16 protein-coding genes, 1 tRNA gene and 1 pseudogene are annotated in these 18928 nt (G+C 34.0%); 5 read left to right on the top strand and 13 right to left on the bottom strand.

Annotation, left to right across the window (positions count from 1 at the left end; all coding sequences use genetic code 11):
- Window positions 1-182: 182 nt before the first annotated feature.
- Window positions 183-1273, top strand: a pseudogene (locus IPN31_08425) (Fic family protein).
- 150 nt (window positions 1274-1423) lie between these two features.
- Here IPN31_08425 and IPN31_08420 read toward each other — a convergent pair.
- From IPN31_08420 to IPN31_08380, 9 genes are all read right to left on the bottom strand, one after another.
- Window positions 1424-1495, bottom strand: a tRNA-Arg gene (locus IPN31_08420).
- Between the two features lie 34 nt (window positions 1496-1529).
- On the bottom strand, window positions 1530-3152 hold the full coding sequence (locus tag IPN31_08415; GenBank protein ID MBK8681913.1) for a hypothetical protein: 1623 nt from the start codon (window positions 3150-3152) through the stop codon (window positions 1530-1532).
- Window positions 3142-4542, bottom strand: coding sequence for an undecaprenyl-phosphate glucose phosphotransferase (locus IPN31_08410; GenBank protein ID MBK8681912.1), 1401 nt, complete (start codon window positions 4540-4542; stop codon window positions 3142-3144). Before IPN31_08410 ends, IPN31_08415 begins: the two co-directional genes overlap by 11 nt.
- A gap of 129 nt (window positions 4543-4671) precedes the next feature.
- Window positions 4672-5226, bottom strand: coding sequence for an HAD family hydrolase (locus IPN31_08405; GenBank protein ID MBK8681911.1), 555 nt, complete (start codon window positions 5224-5226; stop codon window positions 4672-4674).
- Between the two features lie 14 nt (window positions 5227-5240).
- Window positions 5241-5945 carry a nucleotidyltransferase family protein gene (locus IPN31_08400; protein ID MBK8681910.1) on the bottom strand — a complete coding sequence of 235 codons (705 nt, stop codon included), beginning with the start codon at window positions 5943-5945 and terminating at the stop codon, window positions 5241-5243.
- On the bottom strand, window positions 5942-6532 hold the full coding sequence (locus tag IPN31_08395; protein MBK8681909.1) for a D-sedoheptulose 7-phosphate isomerase: 591 nt from the start codon (window positions 6530-6532) through the stop codon (window positions 5942-5944). Before IPN31_08395 ends, IPN31_08400 begins: the two co-directional genes overlap by 4 nt.
- Window positions 6517-7545 (bottom strand): dehydrogenase, encoded by a 1029-nt coding sequence (locus IPN31_08390; GenBank protein ID MBK8681908.1) that lies wholly within the window; start codon window positions 7543-7545, stop codon window positions 6517-6519. The genes IPN31_08395 and IPN31_08390 overlap by 16 nt, the downstream gene beginning before the upstream one ends.
- Window positions 7546-7694: 149 nt before the next feature.
- Window positions 7695-8492 carry a WecB/TagA/CpsF family glycosyltransferase gene (locus IPN31_08385; GenBank protein MBK8681907.1) on the bottom strand — a complete coding sequence of 266 codons (798 nt, stop codon included), beginning with the start codon at window positions 8490-8492 and terminating at the stop codon, window positions 7695-7697.
- Between the two features lie 20 nt (window positions 8493-8512).
- Complete coding sequence (locus IPN31_08380; protein ID MBK8681906.1) at window positions 8513-9469, bottom strand: GDP-mannose 4,6-dehydratase; 957 nt, start codon at window positions 9467-9469, stop codon at window positions 8513-8515.
- A gap of 226 nt (window positions 9470-9695) precedes the next feature.
- Here IPN31_08380 and IPN31_08375 point away from each other — a divergent pair, with 226 nt between their 5' ends.
- From IPN31_08375 to IPN31_08365, 3 genes are read left to right on the top strand one after another with little or no spacing between them, the layout of a single operon-like run.
- Window positions 9696-10481: a DUF2807 domain-containing protein gene (locus IPN31_08375; GenBank protein MBK8681905.1), complete on the top strand. Its 786-nt coding sequence runs from the start codon at window positions 9696-9698 to the stop codon at window positions 10479-10481.
- 20 nt (window positions 10482-10501) lie between these two features.
- Window positions 10502-11041: a sigma-70 family RNA polymerase sigma factor gene (locus IPN31_08370; protein ID MBK8681904.1), complete on the top strand. Its 540-nt coding sequence runs from the start codon at window positions 10502-10504 to the stop codon at window positions 11039-11041.
- Window positions 11034-12962, top strand: a complete 1929-nt coding sequence (locus IPN31_08365) for a hypothetical protein (GenBank protein ID MBK8681903.1) — start codon at window positions 11034-11036, stop codon at window positions 12960-12962. The genes IPN31_08370 and IPN31_08365 overlap by 8 nt, the downstream gene beginning before the upstream one ends.
- Before the next feature lie 626 nt (window positions 12963-13588).
- Here the strand turns inward: IPN31_08365 and IPN31_08360 are convergent.
- From IPN31_08360 to IPN31_08350, 3 genes are read right to left on the bottom strand one after another with little or no spacing between them, the layout of a single operon-like run.
- The gene (locus IPN31_08360; protein MBK8681902.1) at window positions 13589-14317 is read right to left on the bottom strand and encodes a hypothetical protein; all 729 of its coding nucleotides are present in this window, start codon (window positions 14315-14317) and stop codon (window positions 13589-13591) included.
- A gap of 27 nt (window positions 14318-14344) precedes the next feature.
- Window positions 14345-15583: a glycosyltransferase gene (locus IPN31_08355; GenBank protein MBK8681901.1), complete on the bottom strand. Its 1239-nt coding sequence runs from the start codon at window positions 15581-15583 to the stop codon at window positions 14345-14347.
- Window positions 15552-16586: a sulfotransferase gene (locus IPN31_08350; protein MBK8681900.1), complete on the bottom strand. Its 1035-nt coding sequence runs from the start codon at window positions 16584-16586 to the stop codon at window positions 15552-15554. The genes IPN31_08355 and IPN31_08350 overlap by 32 nt, the downstream gene beginning before the upstream one ends.
- 216 nt (window positions 16587-16802) lie before the next feature.
- Here IPN31_08350 and IPN31_08345 point away from each other — a divergent pair, with 216 nt between their 5' ends.
- The gene (locus IPN31_08345) at window positions 16803-16991 is read left to right on the top strand and encodes a hypothetical protein (protein MBK8681899.1); all 189 of its coding nucleotides are present in this window, start codon (window positions 16803-16805) and stop codon (window positions 16989-16991) included.
- An 11-nt stretch (window positions 16992-17002) separates the two neighbouring features.
- Here the strand turns inward: IPN31_08345 and IPN31_08340 are convergent, their stop codons facing one another.
- Window positions 17003-18874, bottom strand: coding sequence for a M1 family metallopeptidase (locus IPN31_08340; GenBank protein MBK8681898.1), 1872 nt, complete (start codon window positions 18872-18874; stop codon window positions 17003-17005).
- Window positions 18875-18928: the final 54 nt, after the last annotated feature.

Genomic DNA, 18928 nt, shown 5'->3' with positions numbered 1-18928 from the left:
ATCATAAGGGTCTATTGCTGTTGCACTATTTCCTCCCCTCTCTAAAGATATAATATTACCATTTCCATTAATTTATTTTTATGTCGAAAAATAAGCATAATTTCACCATCAATAAAATTTGATGTAGAATTGCCCAACATGAAGAACAGGAAATAGTGAACCTGATTACAAAATTTACCACCATGTCTTATAGTAGAAATTCTGCTTTCAACGATTTACCAAATTTGCCTCCGAGCAGTTTTTCAGAGTCACCTGAAATGTTAAAACATTTAGCCAAAGCTGCCAGGTATTTGGGTGAACTCAATGGTTTATGTGCCTCCTTACCCAATCCTCATTTGCTTATTAATACAATTGTTCTACAAGAGAGTAAAGACAGTTCCGCCATCGAAAATATTGTAACAACACAGGACGAATTATATAAAGCTGCAACAGAAGAAGGCACAACAAATCTTGCAGCTAAAGAAGTATTAAGCTATAGAAAAGCGCTTTATGTAGGTCTTGAAAAATGAAAGCGCAAAAGAATTTACTTGTTACTAATACTATGGTGGAGATAGTTCAAACCATTATGCAGAACAATTCTGGAATTAGGAATTCGGCAGGAACAGCATTGAAAAATGCTATTAATGGAGAGGTAATTTATACGCCACCGTGTTGCGAAGATGTGTTGCGAGAAAAACTAAAAACATTAGAACAATTTATCAATAACTCTGCATTATCCACTTTAGATCCATTAATTAAAATGGCGATGATCCATTATCAATTTGAAGCAATTCATCCTTTTGCTGATGGCAACGGTAGGACAGGGCGAATTATAAATGCCTTATATCTTGTGCAACAGGAATTATTATCACAACCCGTACTTTATCTTAGTTCTTATATAGTAAAATATAAAACCGAATACTATCAATTATTGAGAGAGGTTACAGAAAAAAATAACTGGCATAATTGGATTATGTTTATTCTCACTGCATTAATTGAAACAGCCCAACTTACTACTAAAAAAATAAAAGCAATGCTCTTATTAAAAGATGAATATGAAAAACAAATGAAAGAAATACTTGGGCCATCATTCAATTACGAATTATTACAATTGATGTTTACATTGCCTTACCTGAAAATAGAATTGCTTGAAAAAAGAGGAATAGCACATAGGCAAACGGCATCATCCTGGTTAAAAAAATTATCAGAAGCCAATATTTTAAAACCACAAAAAATTGGAAGAACAACTTACTATATCAATTATAAATTGATTGAAATAATAGCAACCAATTAATTTAATATTTAAAAATTTACATCGAGTTAAAACAAGAAATGGTTTAAGTAAACTATATTAACCCTAAATAAATTTCGTCTCCCTCTCCGTCCCCCAAATTCTATTTTAAATGTTGATGTATTGATTTCAAATACCTACTTGCAAATGTTGTAGTCCCGACAGGAATCGAACCTGTATCTAAAGTTTAGGAAACTTCTATTCTATCCGTTGAACTACGGGACCAAGTGTGGCAAAGATAAATATTCGGTATCTGTAGTTAGAAGTCGTAATAGGAATTAAACAGATCAGTTTTAAATGCGAGTGAAAGTGTTTGTGTAGGCAAATCCACTTGTTCATTTTTATAGGAGCGATTGTAATACTGCACTTCTATATTCATATTTATTTTTGGATTTAATAAATAACCGATGCGAATATCGGCACTATTAATATTTGTTTTTAATCCTTGACCGATATAATTGCCGTAAGAATCCGGGAAGTTTGGAATTTCATAATCACTGATGTAAATATCGCTTCCCACATTTGAATCTTTACCCGTATCTAAACCAATCATTGCAAACTGTAATTTTAAATTCACATAATAGCGATAGTGAAATCTGTATTCAATTATTCCAATCCACTCTCTGAAATTTGCACCAAGCGGATGTGCTATCGGCTGATTGTAATGCGCATAATTTTGTTCGGGATCTTTATGTGCATAAGTGTATGGACTCGCCTGATTCATTTCTAATTGAAATATAGCTGCATGTTTATAGTCATCTGAATTCAAATAATATTTTACACCTGCTTGTAATCCGATTTTTGTTCGATAAAATCCTTCACCTGCTCTTGCCGCAGCTATATCTAAATCATCTAATAAAAATTGTCCGTATAGAATTACATTATTCACCGGTTTCAATTTTAAATTCAAACCTATCAATGCGTTATCCGGCGAACCTAATCCAAATTCTATGGGTCGGAAAAATATAATCGGGTTTAAATAATTTACATCTAATCCTCTGTAACGACTTGAGTCATTTGCCATCCAAATGATACCTTCAAATAAACCAATCTGTAACCAGTCAGCTACATCATAACTTAAATAATGATAGGAGCCCCATTTTCTTGTAACACCCATCAGCGAATCCACACTGCCCATGGCATCCACATATTCATTCCAGATATTGGTGTATTTTATTTTCCATACTTGTGTACTAATTTTAAAATAAGGGTAATACAAACTGTTATCACTTAATAGCATGGAACGATAACCATCGCCAATAAAATTTTTATCCGTACCTAATTGCAGATTTAAATATTTGTTTGGAGTATAACTTACATAACCGGTTGCGTTTGCATAATCAAATGCAGCGGATTTAAAATTGCGCACTTTACCTTGTCCGGGCACTACATTATATTCTTTAACAAATGCAGTAACATAATCAGGAAACTTCGATTGATTTTCACGAATGGTAGTAGCGAAACTAAATTTTCTGTTCGGGCCGATATCGCCATATAAAGAGATGCCTCTTGTATTTGTCCAGATACCTTTTCCGGACTCTGTTTCCATACCTCCGGAGAAATTAATTAATGGATTTATTGCCAGATGAAAATCTTCTGTATTCACTTTCACCCAATCATCATAAGCGGTCCAGTTCCAGAGTTTTTCAAACACATTTTTACCTTCTAATTTCTGCAATGGAAATACTTCTTCATAACTTATTATAGAATCTACTTCTGCAATTCTATACGGCCGCATTGCTGTATGAAATTGCACACCTTTTTGATTTAAAGCAGATTCATAAAAGTTATAGATATTCCTGTTGAGAGGCAAATTGCTTTGCTGTGAATAAGAATAAGAAGAGATAAAAAGTAATAGAGTTAATAGTAGATTAAACCGCATTTTCGTTTCCTTTAAGCATGCTCCAAACTGTAAGAAATACAATTTTCACATCTAACCAGAAGCTCCAGTTTTCGAGATACCAAACATCATACTGAACTCGCTTGCGCATCATTTCAGGATCGGTGGTATCGCCTCTGTAACCTTTGGCTTGTGCTGCACCGGTAATACCGGGTTTTACAAAATGGCGCACCATAAAGCTATTCACGATTTTTGAATATTCCTCTGTATGTTTCAACATGTGTGGACGAGGACCTACAACAGACATGTCGCCCTTCAGTACATTTAGGAATTGTGGAAGCTCATCTAAATTGGTTTTGCGCAGAAATTTACCAATAGCTGTAATTCGTGGATCATCTTTAGTTGCCTGCTTTGTATCCGCTTCTTTATTTACATACATAGTGCGGAATTTAAAGCATAAGAATTCACGATTGCGTTCGCCTGATCTTTTTTGCATAAAGAATACAGGGCCCTTTGAAGTAAGCTTTACCAATAATCCAATAATGGGAAATAACCATATACCGATTAATAACATAAACAGAATTGCAAATGCAATATCAAAACAACGCTTCATAATTCTGTTATAAAAATTATCCAATGGTTCAGGCCGTGTGGTAATTACAGGCATATTACCATAGTATTCCACATTTAATCTTTTAAATCTGCGAGTAAGGTATTCAGTGAATTCAGGAATAATGCGGAAACGAATCAGGTTATCATCACAAAACGACATCAGGTCGTTCATATAATCTGTATGGCTATTTGGATTTACTGCACAATACACTTCATCAATATGATTGCTGAAACAAAACCATTTTACATCATCAAAAGTACCGGAGATTTTTTCATTAAAACCGGAAGAGGCTTTATTGGCAAAATACCCCATAAACCTATAGCCAAATTCATTATGTTCATTAATTTCATTCACAAATTGTATTGCAGATCTGTTGGCACCAATCACAATGATGCGGCGATAATTTCCCCCTTTCGCACGGTAGCGTTTCAGAAAAGTTTCGAAACCCACCCGCCAAACAATATCCAATACAAAGAAAATGGCGTAAGTGTACATCAACAATTCCCGGGAGACACTATATCCTTTTAGTACAACGATATAAGCAAAGGTGAAAAGTATCTGAAAAACTAATACACGAGTAAATTTGAGTATTATGATTTCATACTTACTCAACCTGTTCACCTTGTAATAATTGGCAACAGTGGTTACGAAAAACCAGATAAAACCAATTGCAATTAAAAGCAGAAAAAATTTCCTGTCCTGAATTTTCGAGAGGCGATCATAAGTGATCCATAAAGCCAAAAAATAAGAAACCACTAATAGAAGAATATCTACCAGAAAATATACTAATTCTAAAAATTGGGAGTATCTACGAACCATAATTTGAGTTCAAAATCAAGATGTTTTACTATTGTGTTAGGTTGCACGAATCCAGAAGCATACACTCTTAATCCGAGATGTGCAAACATATTTTGAAAACTTTGGCCTTCCTATCAAATGCACTTATTCTTATCCTTGAAACATTGTTGAAAAGTAATACAGTGACTTTACATACATATCTGCAAATTCCGATAAGTCTTTTGTAACGGTGACTGTCCACATTTTCAGGTTTTTACCAAAATCAATATCTGACTTAGAATCGCCAACCATTATTGCATGATTAAAATCAATTTCCGGAAATTGACTTTGTGCTTTTAAAGCCATACCTGAATTAGGTTTGCGACAATTACATTCTGCTTCATTACCAAAATGCGGACAATAATAAATAGCATCTATCCTCGCCCCTGCATTTCTAACTTCATTCAGCATTACATTATGAATATTTAATAAATCTGCTTCGCTATATAATCCTTTGGCAATGCCTCTTTGGTTTGTGACCACTATGATTTTTGAAAATATACCGGATAATGTTTTTAATGCATCCAATACATTTGGCAACCAAATAAAATCCTCAGGAGATTTTACATAGTCATCGGGAAGATGTTTATTTATTACACCATCTCTATCCAGAAATAAAGTCCAGTTTTTATCCGCAATAATATTTGAAATTATAAGGTCAGACATCCAAAGTATTTCAATTAAATATGTCTGTTATTTGTAAAGTCCACTTGTGCTTTTTCATAATCTTCGGGAATACCGATATCAATAAAGTAAGTATCGAATTCCAAACCGTATATTGAATTTGTGTTTACTCCCTTTTCAAGAATTTCAGTTTCAAAAGAAAACTTTTCTGAAGTAATCTGATTAAAAATTTCTTTTTCAATACAATACACACCACCGTTTATTAATCCATCCTCAACATACTTTTTCTCTTTGAAAGCAGAAATAATTCCTGAAGGTTGTAATTCCACTGTGCCATATCTTTCAAACTTTTGCATAGGCTTTAAAGCAAGCGTGAGTGAAGATTTATTTTTTTTATGAAATTTAAATAAGGCACGCAAATCCACATTAAAAAAAGTATCGCCATTGATAATAAATGCCGGGTCTTTATCTAATAATGTACTTGCTTTAAAAATTGCGCCGCCGGTCCCCAATGGTTCTTCTTCTATGGAATAAGAAACTTCGATTCCCAAAAAATTATTTCCGAAATAATCCATTATCACTTCCCGCTTATGCCCTACAGCAAGAATTACATGATGAATGCCCTGATGAGCAAGGTAAAGCATTATAAATTCCAAAAATGGTTTTCCTGCTACTTCAGCCATTGGCTTTGGAACATCTGCAATTACATGTTGTAATCGTGTTCCCAAACCGCCTGCTAATACAATTGCCTGATCGGTCATGGTTTTTGGAAAAGTGCATCTTCCACCAACTCGCAAATGATATGTCCTAACATAATATGACTTTCCTGAATACGAGGTGTATCTGATGAGGGTACGTTCAATAAAAAATCACAATTGTCTTTCATTTTACCACCGGATTCTCCTGTCATGGCTACGATTATCATTCCGTTTGCACGAGCTACTTCAAATGCTCTTAAAATATTTTTTGAATTACCGGAAGTAGAAATTCCAAACAAAAAATCTCCTTTGCGTCCTTTGGCTTTCAGCACACGACTATAAATTTCATCGTAAGAATAATCGTTACCTACAGCAGTGATATAAGAAGTATTTACGTGCAATGCTTCTGCATCCAATGGATCTCTGTCGAAATAAAATCTACCTGAAAATTCTGCTGCAAGATGTTGTGCATCTGCTGCTGAACCACCATTTCCGCAGAACAATACTTTCTTATCATTGCGAAATGCTTCAGCCACTTGATCAGCTATCCTTTCACAGTTCGCTATTAATTCTTCGTTCTGTAATAATTTATTTTTTACGCTCACGCTCTCAGCGATCACTTCTTTAATTCTTGCTATTTTGCTTCCCATGTTGTTAATCCGTATTTACTAAAAGTTAAATTATGTATTTCTCCCCCAAATTTTTTCAATGTATTTATCACTTTATATCTGGTATTACCCGGACAATAAAACGTCATAAATCCACCACCGCCTGCACCGGATATTTTTCCACCCGTTGCTCCTGACTTCATAGCGGCTTCATAAATTTCATCAATATTATCGCTGGAAACTCCCAGAGCTGTTGCTTTTTTATTCTTCCAACCATAATCTAATATATCACCAATGCGATTTAATTCGCCTTTCAGAATTGCTTCTTTCATCATGTAAGCCTGCTCTTTTAAATTATGCATAGCCTCAATTGATTTTTCGCTTTTCTTTTGCACGTTTGAAGATTGTGCTTCAATAATATCCGATGATAAACGACTTGTGCCTGTATAATACATCAACATATTGAATTGCAATTCTTCCATATATTGACTGCGAATTCTTAATGGGTTTACAATTACTTTATCGTCTTTATAAAACTCCATAAAATTCCATCCACCGAAAGTAGCCGCATATTGATCTTGTTTTCCACCAGCAAAAGCCAAGTCTTTTCTTTCAATATCATAAGCAAGATGCGCCATATCATATTCACCCAAAGGCAATTTAAGCCACTCCGTAAATGCACCCAAAATTGTAACTACCAAAGTAGATGAAGAACCCAAACCGGAGCCGGCAGGTGCATCCACATAAGTATTTAATTCGAATGCTAATGGTGCTCCATGATTAAAATCTTTTACCACACGATTATATACGCCTTTCAGCAAATCGAGAGTACCATCAATTTCTAATTTAGAGTCCGCTTCTAATTCAACTCGTATGTCTTGATCCACTGCATGCAGCACAATTTTATTATCCTTACGAGGCATAATTGTAGCATAAGCATATTTCTGAATTGTTGCATTTAAAATACAGCCGCCATAGATATCACTGTAAGGACTTACATCAGTTCCGCCACCAGCCAATCCTATACGCAGAGGAGATTTACTTCTTAAAATCATAATTTATTATTCAATGTAAATGTGTAATGAATGTATTGTGTGTTGATGTTGCAAAGATGCGAAAAAGACGTGAAAGAGTTTCCACACGTTGGTTCTGGAAAATTATAATTTGATATTTTCTTTTAGTATCAATAATTAATCAAAAGCATTTACTTGGATTCTTTTTTAAAATATTCTTTCATGAAAATACTCACGAATTGCATGTCGTCAATAAAGTAACGTTTAAAAAGTCGGCCCGGCTCCTGAGTAAAACGATAGAACCATTCCATACCTGTTTTTTGCCAGATTGCAGGCGCTCGTTTTTTTATGTCGAGATAAAATTCATAACTGGCTCCCAACAACAAACACAAAGGCATTTCACTTTTTGAATATCCTTGTTTTTGCAAGTTGTCCAATAATTCAAATGCGATATAATTCTGTTTTGGAAAACGAATACCGATAAAAATATATTCGGGTTTAAACGTATTGCAAAGCATCAACAAATCAGAAGTTATTTTTTGCAATGCAACAGTATCTTCTGCTTCAAAAAATGGAGGCACATAATATTCTAAAGTGGGATATTCTTGTTTCAACATCTGCCCTACTTTTTCAGATGGCGCTACTAATAAAATGCGTTTATTATGTTGTGTCAATAGCTTCCAAAGCAAAGGAAATAATTCGCTGCCGGGCAATCGTTTTACAAGTGTTTTATTCAAAATTTTTGAAGCCCAAATAATAGGTTGTCCATCGGGGAGGATATAATACGATTGCTGCAATCGCTTTGCAACATCTGCATATTTTTTTTGATTGAGTTTTACAACATCATCTACATTTGGTGTAAACAACAACGGCAATTTATTTTCTGATTGCGGAAACTCTTCATGAAAATGCAGCATCGAATTTAATACGGCATCAAATGAATTATCATTTATCAGTTCAAGATCAAAAATGCGGGTACGTTTTAACATGATATTCTATGCATTTATAATTATCTGCTGCGCAAATAATCTATCATATCTTTTATAGTAGTTTCCAATGTATAGGATTGCTTCCAACCGGTATCTTTTTTCAAACGGGATGAATCACCATAAATAATCGGTTCATCTGTTGGTCGCAATAATGTAGAATCAATTTCATAAGGCAATGTAATTCCCATATATTTTTCAATGATTGGAATAATATCCTGAATCATATAAGCTTTTTCTCCACTGATATTATATACTTCACCCCAGGTTCCTTTTTCACTTAATAAAATTAAAGCACTCACTAAATCACGCACATCGGTTATCGCTCTTTTTGTTTCAAGATTTCCAACTCTTAAAAATTGTTCTTTACCTCGTTCCATGTTTACTGCCCGCATAGTAAAATCGGAAGTAACATCATTTGTTTTTCTCGGACCGGTTGTATTAAATATTCTCGCACGAATTGAACGGATATTATCATTTCTGAAATATTGATAACTCAATAAATCCTGCGCAACTTTGCTCACACCATAAGGATGCAAAGGAAGCAGTGCAACATCTTCTGTTATCGGTGTATTTTCCGGAGTAAGTGATGCACCATATTCTGCACTTGAACATGCAACAACTACAACAGGATTATAATTAGCATCACTTTTCTGAACAGACTTCACTGCTTCAAACACATTTACTGTTCCATTCACATTTGTGTCCATTGTTTCCTGTGGTCTTTCCCAGGAAACTGTTGGATAACTCTGTGCCGCAAGATGAAATATTTTATCCGGCTTATGTGTTGAAATAATTTCCTGAACACGTTGATAATATCTCACATCACATTCAATTAATGTGCATTTGCTTCTGATATCATTTAAATCTGTTGTGGGTTTGTAATAGGAGCCAATAATCTTATGACCGCCTTCGCCAAACAGGTAATCCACCATATGTGAACCTACCATCCCTCCTACTCCTGTAATATAAATCTGCATTATTATTTGTTAATATAAAATAGACAAGTAAAATAAATAACGGTTGCAAATATCGGAAAAGAATGCGCCAATTAACTTTATAGCTTAGGGATAAATCTATACGATACCATTTCAATTTCATTTGGTAATTATTCCTTATAACTAAGAATTGATAAGCTTATTAAAAAAGATTGCAGAAATCTGTAACCTTTTATACCAACATGGATTATATAGTAAATTCAATATTATGAAAAAACCAACAATTTCTATTTTACTCCCAATTACACTATTATTATTATGTAATTCATGCACCAAGAATAAATTTCCTTGTGTGGATGCCAACGGTACAATTACCAATGAATACAGGACCATTTCCGGATTCACAGGCGTTTACAATGAATTAGATGCCAATATCTATATTACACAGGATACAGCATATCAATTTAGAATTGAGGCGCCGGCAAATATTTTTCCTGAAATCAAAACAAAAATTTCTAATGGAATTATTGAAGTGTATTCTGAACATTGTTTAAATTCAGAGAATAATGTCAAAATATATATTGCGATGCCGGAAATAAATAGTTTAGAAGTAAGCGGTTCGGGATCAATAATAACTTTGAATAAAATCATCTCCGATTTAATTGCAATTGATATTAGTGGGTCAGGAAAAGTAATCGCTCAGGATTCAATTATTGCAAACACTATTGAATTATATAATAGTGGTTCAGGCGAAATGCAAATTCTTGCTGCAGCAAATTATCTGGAAACAGAAATATCAGGTTCAGGTGAAGTAATATTGGCAGGAAAAGGAACAGACATGAAATTAGAAATTTACGGGTCCGGTGAGATACATGCGTTTGAATATTTAGCTAAATATTGTACGCTGGATATTTCAGGTTCAGGAAATATGTATTTAAATGTTACAGATAAAATAGAAGGTGATGTATCTGGCAGCGGAGATATATATTACATGAATACTCCTAGTTTTAATATAGTAATAACAGGCAGCGGCGAAATAATTCATGTAGATTAAATATTTCTGATTAGTTAGTTATGAATGAAGAATATTATTTAAAAGCTTCTGTAAAGGATCCAAAGGCATTCAAATACTTTTATGATCTCTATTTTAAAAGCATCTTCCTGTTTATCTTCCGAAGGACTGATGATGAAGCATTAAGTGAAGATATTACCCAACAGGTTTTTTTAATTGCATTACAGAATATTAAAAAATTTGAATACAGAGGAATAAAATTTTCTTCCTGGCTCTATCGCATTGCATTGAGTGAACTGGCAAAATATTATCGGGATAATAAAAAGATCCGGGTAGTAAGTCTGGAGAGTAAAGATATTGCGGAGTTAATAGAAGATGATTCCATTGCTTTTGAAAGAAATACAATTGTATTCAAAATTTTGAAACAGTTACCACAAAAAGAACTTGAATTTATTGAAATGCGCTTTTTCGAAAAACGCTCTTTCAGCGAAATAGCAGAAATAAAAAATATTTCGGAAAACAACGCAAAAGTTAAAGTACACAGGATATTAAACAGCATTCGAAAATTAATACCCGCAAAACATTTTCACGATTATGAATAAGATTAAATTTAAAATAGTATATCAGGAGCCCGATGATACCACTGTAAATAGTCATAAAAATTTTGATGGCTTAATGGCAATGTATTCTGCAACAACAAGTATGAACTGGTTCCAAAAATTATTGCAAAACAAATGGTTCACCTTTCTTGGAGGAATAATTTTAGGAACAGCAATTACAGCATTATTAGTGTCGGATATATTTAATACATTTAATTCAACAACACCATCCAATAACATAAGTAAAAATTCACCAATTGAAGAAGCAACAGAAATTAAAAACAACAATACTAATATTCAGAAGAATGTAATTGTTACTGATACTATTAAAAAAGAAAATACTGAAGTTGCTTATTCAGAAATTACGGAATCCAAAAACAAACAACCAAAAATCGCAGGTAAACAGCATATAAATCCAAACAACAGAAGCAGCAATCCTGTTTCAGTTTCCAAAAGAGAACTGAATGTACAATCTCAGAATATAATTGTTGAGGAAAATGCTTTAGAGAATAATGAAACTAAAGAAGTGACAACAGTTTCTGAATTCGAAATTGCATTAACTGAAACAGTAGCTGAAATAGCAACAGAAAATTTAGACAAAGAAATTATAGATAATAATTCAGAAAAGAAACAATCTGTTTCCGGCAAAGAAAAAAATGAAAAACAACAAGAGAAAGCAGATATGCCAATCTCTGATAATTCAAAACAAAAAAATCAAACTACAAAAATTGAAAAGCAGAAACCCACAAAAGATACAATAACTCTTATAGATAAAATTTTCAATGGCAATTCACTTTCAAAGAACAAAGCAAACACCGATTTAGATAATGCCGGGTTAAAAAATACAGATGAAATTGCAACAACAGATACATTAATTCACAGAGCAGTACAAGTTTCTTTCATTACACCTTTAAGCACGAATGGCTATGACGGTACTGACTTCGTACACAAATTTTCATTCAATATATTACAAGGGTATAGCGGTGCATTAAATGGAGTTGAAATTGGTGGATTGGTAAATATGGATAAACAATATGTACATGGTTTTCAGTTGGCAGGATTGAGTAATTTAACTCAAGGTGACATTAAAGGGTGTCAAATTTCAGGGATTTATAATCATGGAAATTCAATGCAAGGTTTTCAATTAGCCGGACTTATAAATTCAACTCGCAAAAGCGGTACAGGTTTTCAAACTGCCGGGATATTAAATTTAACCGGTAATACATTTAATGGTTTTCAATTAGCCGGAATTTCAAATATTACGATGGGTGCAGCAGATACAATTTCAAACTGGCAATTGTCCGGCATTTTAAATATTTCAAATAAGCATAATGGCGGACAACTCGGCTTAATTAATTTGAGTAAGAAAATAGATGGTGTTCAAATTGGCTTGCTTAATTTTTCAGATACATTAAACGGTGTTGCAATAGGTCTGATTAGTTATAGTAATAATGGCATTTTAGAAACTGAAATATTTAATTCTGAATTATTCACTATGTCTGCAGGAATCCGTATCGGAACAAAACATATTTTCAACACAATAGCTTTTGGAATTTCTCCATTCAATAATTCTACTTTGTATGGATTCGGTTTTGGTATTGGTGGTCGCATTCCATTTAATCCATCTGTTATTTTAGATATTGATGCAATTGCCTGGACACCTTTCGAAAATACTATTGAATTCTCTCGGAATAATTTTAGAATCTATAATCAATTGCGATTGTTGCCTGCTTATACTTTTATTGCTTCTGGATTCAGTGTTTTTGCCGGACCTGTTTTTAATGTAGAAGTGTATGAAAACGACTATACACCAATTACGAAAAATGATATCACCACTTATTATGGCAGTGATTATAATACGGCTCTCTCAATTGGTTATACTGCAGGTGTGCGATATAATTTTAAATATAAAAAACAAGAATAATTTGCAATGCAATTATTATTTATAAAAATATTTTATCGCAATCGTTTCCAATAAAAAATTCTGAAAATATTCAGGAACTTATATAGAGGTTGAGCATACCAGGATAATTCATAAATACTGCATTTTGAAATCAAATTTTATTTATTTTCTTTTTGCCTTGATGCAAAAAGAAACAAAAAGATCAAGACTGTATAAAAACAAGCAGCAAAATTTACGAAATACTTCCTGCAGAAAACAATAAGGTCAGCCGATTAATTTCAAATTAATTATATTATGCGAAAATTGTGTTTAATCGAAATGCAAAAATTCTATCATTAGGCTGACTGTATTCTTTTCTCGCTCATTCCCCTGCGCACAGAAGCATTCCTTATTTTGCAAGCAAGCTTTTATAAGGTCATTTTCGCTTCGACTAAACATTTTTTATAACATAACAACTTCATATAGAAGTAGGCTGTTGATCCACCTTACAGTACTTCTTTGGTTCTTTCTTGTTTCAAGACAAGAAAGATCACAACATATTTTTCTTTAGGAATTATATTGCATTTTAATAGCCAAATTAAAAACAAGCCTAAATAAATTCAATTCATTGAAAGTTTCATTGAAAAATGAGGAAGTCACGAAATATTTTATCGCAATCGTTTCCAATAAAAAATTCTGAAAATATTCAGGAACTCATATAGAGGTTGAGCATACCAAGGCTCTTGAATATTATTCCAGGATGGGGGGAATTCATAACCCCAATATCGCATGAACGGACCAAACACTTGCTTTGCTCTACGTTTCATTTTATCGGTGTGATAATAGCTCCAGAAATCCATATTTTTTTCCGGCGTTTTATTCGCTTGGGGTAAATCTCTGGTGACAGGTAATCCGGCTGCAGTAAAAATTTTTCTGTAATCAGAACCGAGGTTTTCAAAACGAATTACAAAGTCAAATTTTTTATGTGCTACTACACTCCAGTTACTATATGGCCAATGAAAAAATTTTAAAAAATAGGTTTCAAAAGATGCATTATGTTTTTGAATATAGTTATAACGATCTGCATCTCTGTTACGAGCCAATTTTTTTCGCAACCATTTCCCCGGTCTTTTTCTGCCGGAAGAAAATCGCTCATCCAAATCTGTTTTGTATTTAAAATACATACTCACTGTTTGATCCAATGGATTGCGAATACTCCCAATCACCGCATATTCTTTTTCTTCTGCTGTCGCCTTCTTTAAAAAATCGCCGTAAGTAGCATGCTTATTCATGATTGGCTCACAACCATATTGCTCACGAATCTCTTTTGAAATAGCGGATGTTGCCGTTAATGGCAATTCAATAAAAACAAATTTATATCTGTGATCTATAACCATGATTGTATTCTATTTGCGCAAAGTAAACTAAATTACTTTATCTAAAATTTTGTATAAACTATCCCAGGTATAATTTGCAGATGCGGTTTGTTTGGAATTGTTTGCAATTTTTTCCCAAACATTTTTATCGGTTAATAAAAGTGTGATGTATTTAATAAATCCTGCATGTGTATCATCAATAAAAATATCTTCACCATGCGTCACCTTTAATGCTTCTGCACCAATGGTAGTTGTAACAATCGGAATACCTCTGCATAATCCATTTATCGTTTTCACTTTCATACCACTGCCAAATCGCAAGGGTATTACATTCACTTTGCATGTGGTAAAATATTCTTCCAAATCAATTACAAAACCTGTGATAATGATATCCGGATTTTTTGCAGCAAGTTCCACTAATCTATTATCTGGATTTTTTCCAACGATATATAATTTTAATTCGGGAAATTGTTGTTTTAGTTTTTCCCAACAGCCATCCACAAACCAAATTAATCCATCAATATTTGCTTCCCATGTTAATGTACCCACATATACCAATGCATTTTTCAATGTTGTATAATCAGGTACCGGAATAGTGATTTGATCATCATCACCGATATGCAGATATTCAATAAATTTTGCTGCTCGTTTCTTTGCATCCGGTTCCAGATGTTCATTATCATTGGGTGCGCCAAGAATGATATCCGCTTGCTTGCAAAATTTCACTTCCCAATGTTTAATGCGTTTTGCTTCCGAACGAATTACCATCTTCTTTATCGGACTTGTTTCTACTTCTGCATAACGACTCCATATTAAATATTCCGCATTGTGTGTACGGAAAATTACTTTGCCTTTAAAATGTTTGGGAACGTATTGCATCGCTTCATAATGCTCCACAATTATCACATCAAAATCATTGGCTATTGCGGCAATTTTTTCTTCAAAACTTTTTGAATAACTGCGCAACATATTAATTGTAATTCCCTGCAAGTAACTGCGCATTAAATTCATTGGAGTGCGAGGAATATTCAACTCTTCAAAATAATATTGTGTGATTCCGGTATCTGCAATAAATGCATCTTTATATTGCACATCTTCACCTTTTAAAAAACATGCAAAAAATAAATCGTGATGTTTATGCAGATACGTTGCAAGCTTATAACTGTTAAACAAACTTGCACCATGCGTGGCCGGAAATGGTAAATGAATAGTAATATGCAATACTTTTTTTCTGCTCATAATTTCGTTGTAATAATTATCCCAATCTTCTTTTAATTGCTTCTCCAATATTTTTCATACGATGCAGATTAAATAATAATGCGAGTATTATTTTGAAAGGAAATGAAATGTAATAATAGGTGAGCTGAAATATATTTGCTTTTACATCTGCAATTGTATAACCGTATTGCAACATAAATTTCTTACAAATATTCTGACATATCTGCACTTCCGCATTATTCAACCCGCCCTTTTCCCAATTGCCTGCCCGTGCTGATTTGATTCCAAAACTATTGGGTGCATCTGCTTCATTACTGGAACCCACCTGCGGAATATTCAACATTGTCTCCCGAAAATCCATTTTTAAAAATGTACATAAAGCACGCACTTCCGAGTCAGGAGTTTCAACAAGTTTTTCAAAAATTACTGTGCGCACATTTTCATTATCTGCAAATTGTAATGCTGCTTGTTGTGATGAATTCCACAATTTTGAAATGGTAATCGGATGATAATTAATCTTCAATCTGCGTTGCTCTTTCTTCGTCATAAATGATGCGCCCATATTACGACGTTGCCATTTTCTTTTTTGAGAAAGCAATATACCTCTCGGATCACGCACCATATTAATAATGGAAGCTTCAGGAAATAATTCTAAAATCTCTTTGATATAAAACACATCTTGCGGTGTCTTCTGACAAGGAATAGTTTTGTTGTGCAAGTGTGTTTCAAAAAACATAAACGCTTTAAAAATTTCATGCGGAAATAATTTTCCCTGCATCGCATTCACCACTTTTTCGGCATCGGCTTTATGTAAATTAAAATCTATCTCACTTAAATAACCATTGCGTTGAATAAAGAATAATCTGGATGCAAGCGTAATTGCTTCGGATGTATTTAAAATTTTATCGGCATCGGATGAGCTCCATAATTGCTCGAAGAAGTGCATTTCTTCCAACATAAATATATCCGGATGATTGCCGAGTACACGGCGCATCATTGTGGTTCCACTTCGGGAATTTCCAACTATAAAAAGTATTTGATTTTTAATTACACTCACTTCCAAACCTGTCAATATCTAAATAGAAAAACTAACATTACTACCGATTGATATTTAGGGGTAATGGTTGCCAATATCATATTCTTTATTTGCATCATCTCATTAAATTCATATTGATTGTCCAATATCTTGTAATATTCTTATGAAAATCTGTATTTATAATAATTTTTGTGTAAAGGTTTATTTTGTTTGATATCTGATTATGGATTGCTTTGTTTAAAACCTACAGTCATGAATCAACTTAGCAAACTTCAACTCAACAAATCACAAGCCTTTACCTTATTAACAGTAATCATTGGCTTGATGAACATCCATGCACAAAATGGTAGCTGGATGCCTTTCATTTTAGTATGTTCTGTATTTGGCACTTTACTCATTGCAGGCATGGTGAGAATTGTTCTTCGCAAGAAGGAACAATAATTTTACTTACCCTAATTCAGTAATTCATCTATAGAAGTTAATGACAGATAATGATAGCCCGGCCGTGCTTTGGTATAAATGCTTTTCGCCATTTCCATTCCCTCAGGTGTTTGAGCCATTGCTTTATATAATGGCATTAAAAACTTTCTGCGGCCAACAGAGATTAAGAAATTTTCCATTGCATTATAGGCAGGTGTGTATTTTTTCTGTATTGCAAGTTCAAACCATTTGTCGGCTATTTCACTATTACCTGATTTTGTAAATCCAAAAGCATTATCCAATGCAGCCATTTGCGTAGTATCAATATCCTCTGGTAGCTTAGAAAGAAAACGCAGCCATTCATGTGTTGACCAATCTTTAGTTTGCAATGATTTTGGATCAGCACCTTTTGCATATTTTGCAGCAGCAGAATCCACCAAATTAAATCTTTCAGAAACTACTATTGGACAGTTGGCAGGAATTCCCGGACCAAAAATCCATGCATTGATATTTACACCTTCAAATTTTTCAGGATACTTGCTGATAAGATTTGTATTCAAATAATCAATAAACTTTTCAGTGGTCATTGGCTTATACGCATTATCAGCAAAATAACTTTTCAGAAATGCATCAAAGGTTTCTCGTCCTGCTGTTTTCTCCAACAAGCGCAAGAAATAAGCACCTTTATTATAAGCGATATCAGTCATGCCTGCATCGGGATCACGACCAGTCAATTCCAATTGTAAATGTGTATCCGGAGAATCAGCACCTAATTCTGCGACGGTAGCCTGCAATTCAGAATATTCTAAAACAGCCAGCATATCAGAATAATCTTTTCCGTAAACCGCTTCCATAATCCTGCCTTCAAAATACACGGTGAATCCCTCATTCAGCCAGAAGTCATTCCAATTTGAATTGGTAACTGTATTGCCACTCCAGCTATGCGCCAATTCATGTGCAACAAGTGCGACTAAAGATCTATCACCCGCAATAACCGTTGGTGTTGCAAAAGTCAAACGTGGATTTTCCATTCCACCAAAAGGGAAACTCGGAGGCAATACCAGCACATCATATCTTCCCCAACTATAAGCACCATATAATTCACCCGCCTTATCCACCATAGTTTGCATATCGGCAAATTCCCAGGCTACGGCTTCCACAAAGGAAGGTTCCGCATATACACCTGTCTGCGCTCCGATAGCTTTAAATTCCAAATCACCGGCGGCTATTGCCATCAGATATGAAGGAATAGGTGTTTCCATTTTAAAGGAATATTTTCCTGTGTTATTTTTTTCCTGCGGATTTTCTGCACTCATTAAAGCCAGCATTCCTACAGGTACTTGCACCTCTGCATTATAAGTAAATCTTACTCCCGGTCCATCCATACAAGGCAACCAAGTGCGGGCAAGTATAGCTTGAGATTGTGTGAACATAAAAGGGAATTTCTTATCACGGGTTTGTGCGGTATTTAACCATTGCACTGCTGCTGCATCGGGTGCGCTCATGTAATCAATATGTACAGTTTTAGTTGTAGGTTCTATTGCAATTATTAAGGGTACACCTAAATATTCTTTTTCTGAAATAGTGTCTCCAAAACTCCAGGTAGTTTCTTTATCGCCATCTAAAGTTATTTTTAAAATGGTTAATCCTTTGGTATCTAGAATTATTGATTGGGTAGTATGCTCACTTAATTGCCACACTGCCGTTGCAGAAATTATCTGCTTATCGAAATCAATATTTGCATTCCAATCCAGATGCGTTAACATCACTTCGTTGGAGTTTGCGAAAGAATGTTTGTCGGTAGACATTTCTAATATTTGAGTTGAGTTGCGTGGAACTTCCTTTTCTTCATTCTTACATGAAAATAAAAAGAGAGGTAAGGCAATTAAAAATACGTAGCGCATGATAAAATATTTATGAATGGTGCAACTACAATTGTAGGCACTAAACTTATTGAA

The organism is Bacteroidota bacterium, from assembly GCA_016715425.1.
In the GTDB taxonomy this organism is placed as follows: domain Bacteria; phylum Bacteroidota; class Bacteroidia; order Chitinophagales; family BACL12; genus JADKAC01.
This window is presented reverse-complemented; position numbering and strand designations above follow the sequence as displayed.

What these genes read in the sequence shown, in the direction of transcription:
- IPN31_08380 (MBK8681906.1), bottom strand. Translation starts at nt 9,469, where the DNA reads ATGCAGATTTATATTACAGGAGTAGGAGGGATGGTAGGTTCACATATG.
- IPN31_08390 (MBK8681908.1), bottom strand. Translation starts at nt 7,545, where the DNA reads ATGATTTTAAGAAGTAAATCTCCTCTGCGTATAGGATTGGCTGGTGGC.
- IPN31_08385 (MBK8681907.1), bottom strand. Translation starts at nt 8,492, where the DNA reads ATGTTAAAACGTACCCGCATTTTTGATCTTGAACTGATAAATGATAAT.
- IPN31_08375 (MBK8681905.1), top strand. Translation starts at nt 9,696, where the DNA reads ATGAAAAAACCAACAATTTCTATTTTACTCCCAATTACACTATTATTA.
- IPN31_08415 (MBK8681913.1), bottom strand. Translation starts at nt 3,152, where the DNA reads ATGCGGTTTAATCTACTATTAACTCTATTACTTTTTATCTCTTCTTAT.
- IPN31_08395 (MBK8681909.1), bottom strand. Translation starts at nt 6,532, where the DNA reads ATGGGAAGCAAAATAGCAAGAATTAAAGAAGTGATCGCTGAGAGCGTG.
- IPN31_08345 (MBK8681899.1), top strand. Translation starts at nt 16,803, where the DNA reads ATGAATCAACTTAGCAAACTTCAACTCAACAAATCACAAGCCTTTACC.
- IPN31_08360 (MBK8681902.1), bottom strand. Translation starts at nt 14,317, where the DNA reads ATGGTTATAGATCACAGATATAAATTTGTTTTTATTGAATTGCCATTA.
- IPN31_08405 (MBK8681911.1), bottom strand. Translation starts at nt 5,226, where the DNA reads ATGTCTGACCTTATAATTTCAAATATTATTGCGGATAAAAACTGGACT.
- IPN31_08340 (MBK8681898.1), bottom strand. Translation starts at nt 18,874, where the DNA reads ATGCGCTACGTATTTTTAATTGCCTTACCTCTCTTTTTATTTTCATGT.
- IPN31_08400 (MBK8681910.1), bottom strand. Translation starts at nt 5,945, where the DNA reads ATGACCGATCAGGCAATTGTATTAGCAGGCGGTTTGGGAACACGATTA.
- IPN31_08365 (MBK8681903.1), top strand. Translation starts at nt 11,034, where the DNA reads ATGAATAAGATTAAATTTAAAATAGTATATCAGGAGCCCGATGATACC.
- IPN31_08410 (MBK8681912.1), bottom strand. Translation starts at nt 4,542, where the DNA reads ATGGTTCGTAGATACTCCCAATTTTTAGAATTAGTATATTTTCTGGTA.
- IPN31_08370 (MBK8681904.1), top strand. Translation starts at nt 10,502, where the DNA reads ATGAATGAAGAATATTATTTAAAAGCTTCTGTAAAGGATCCAAAGGCA.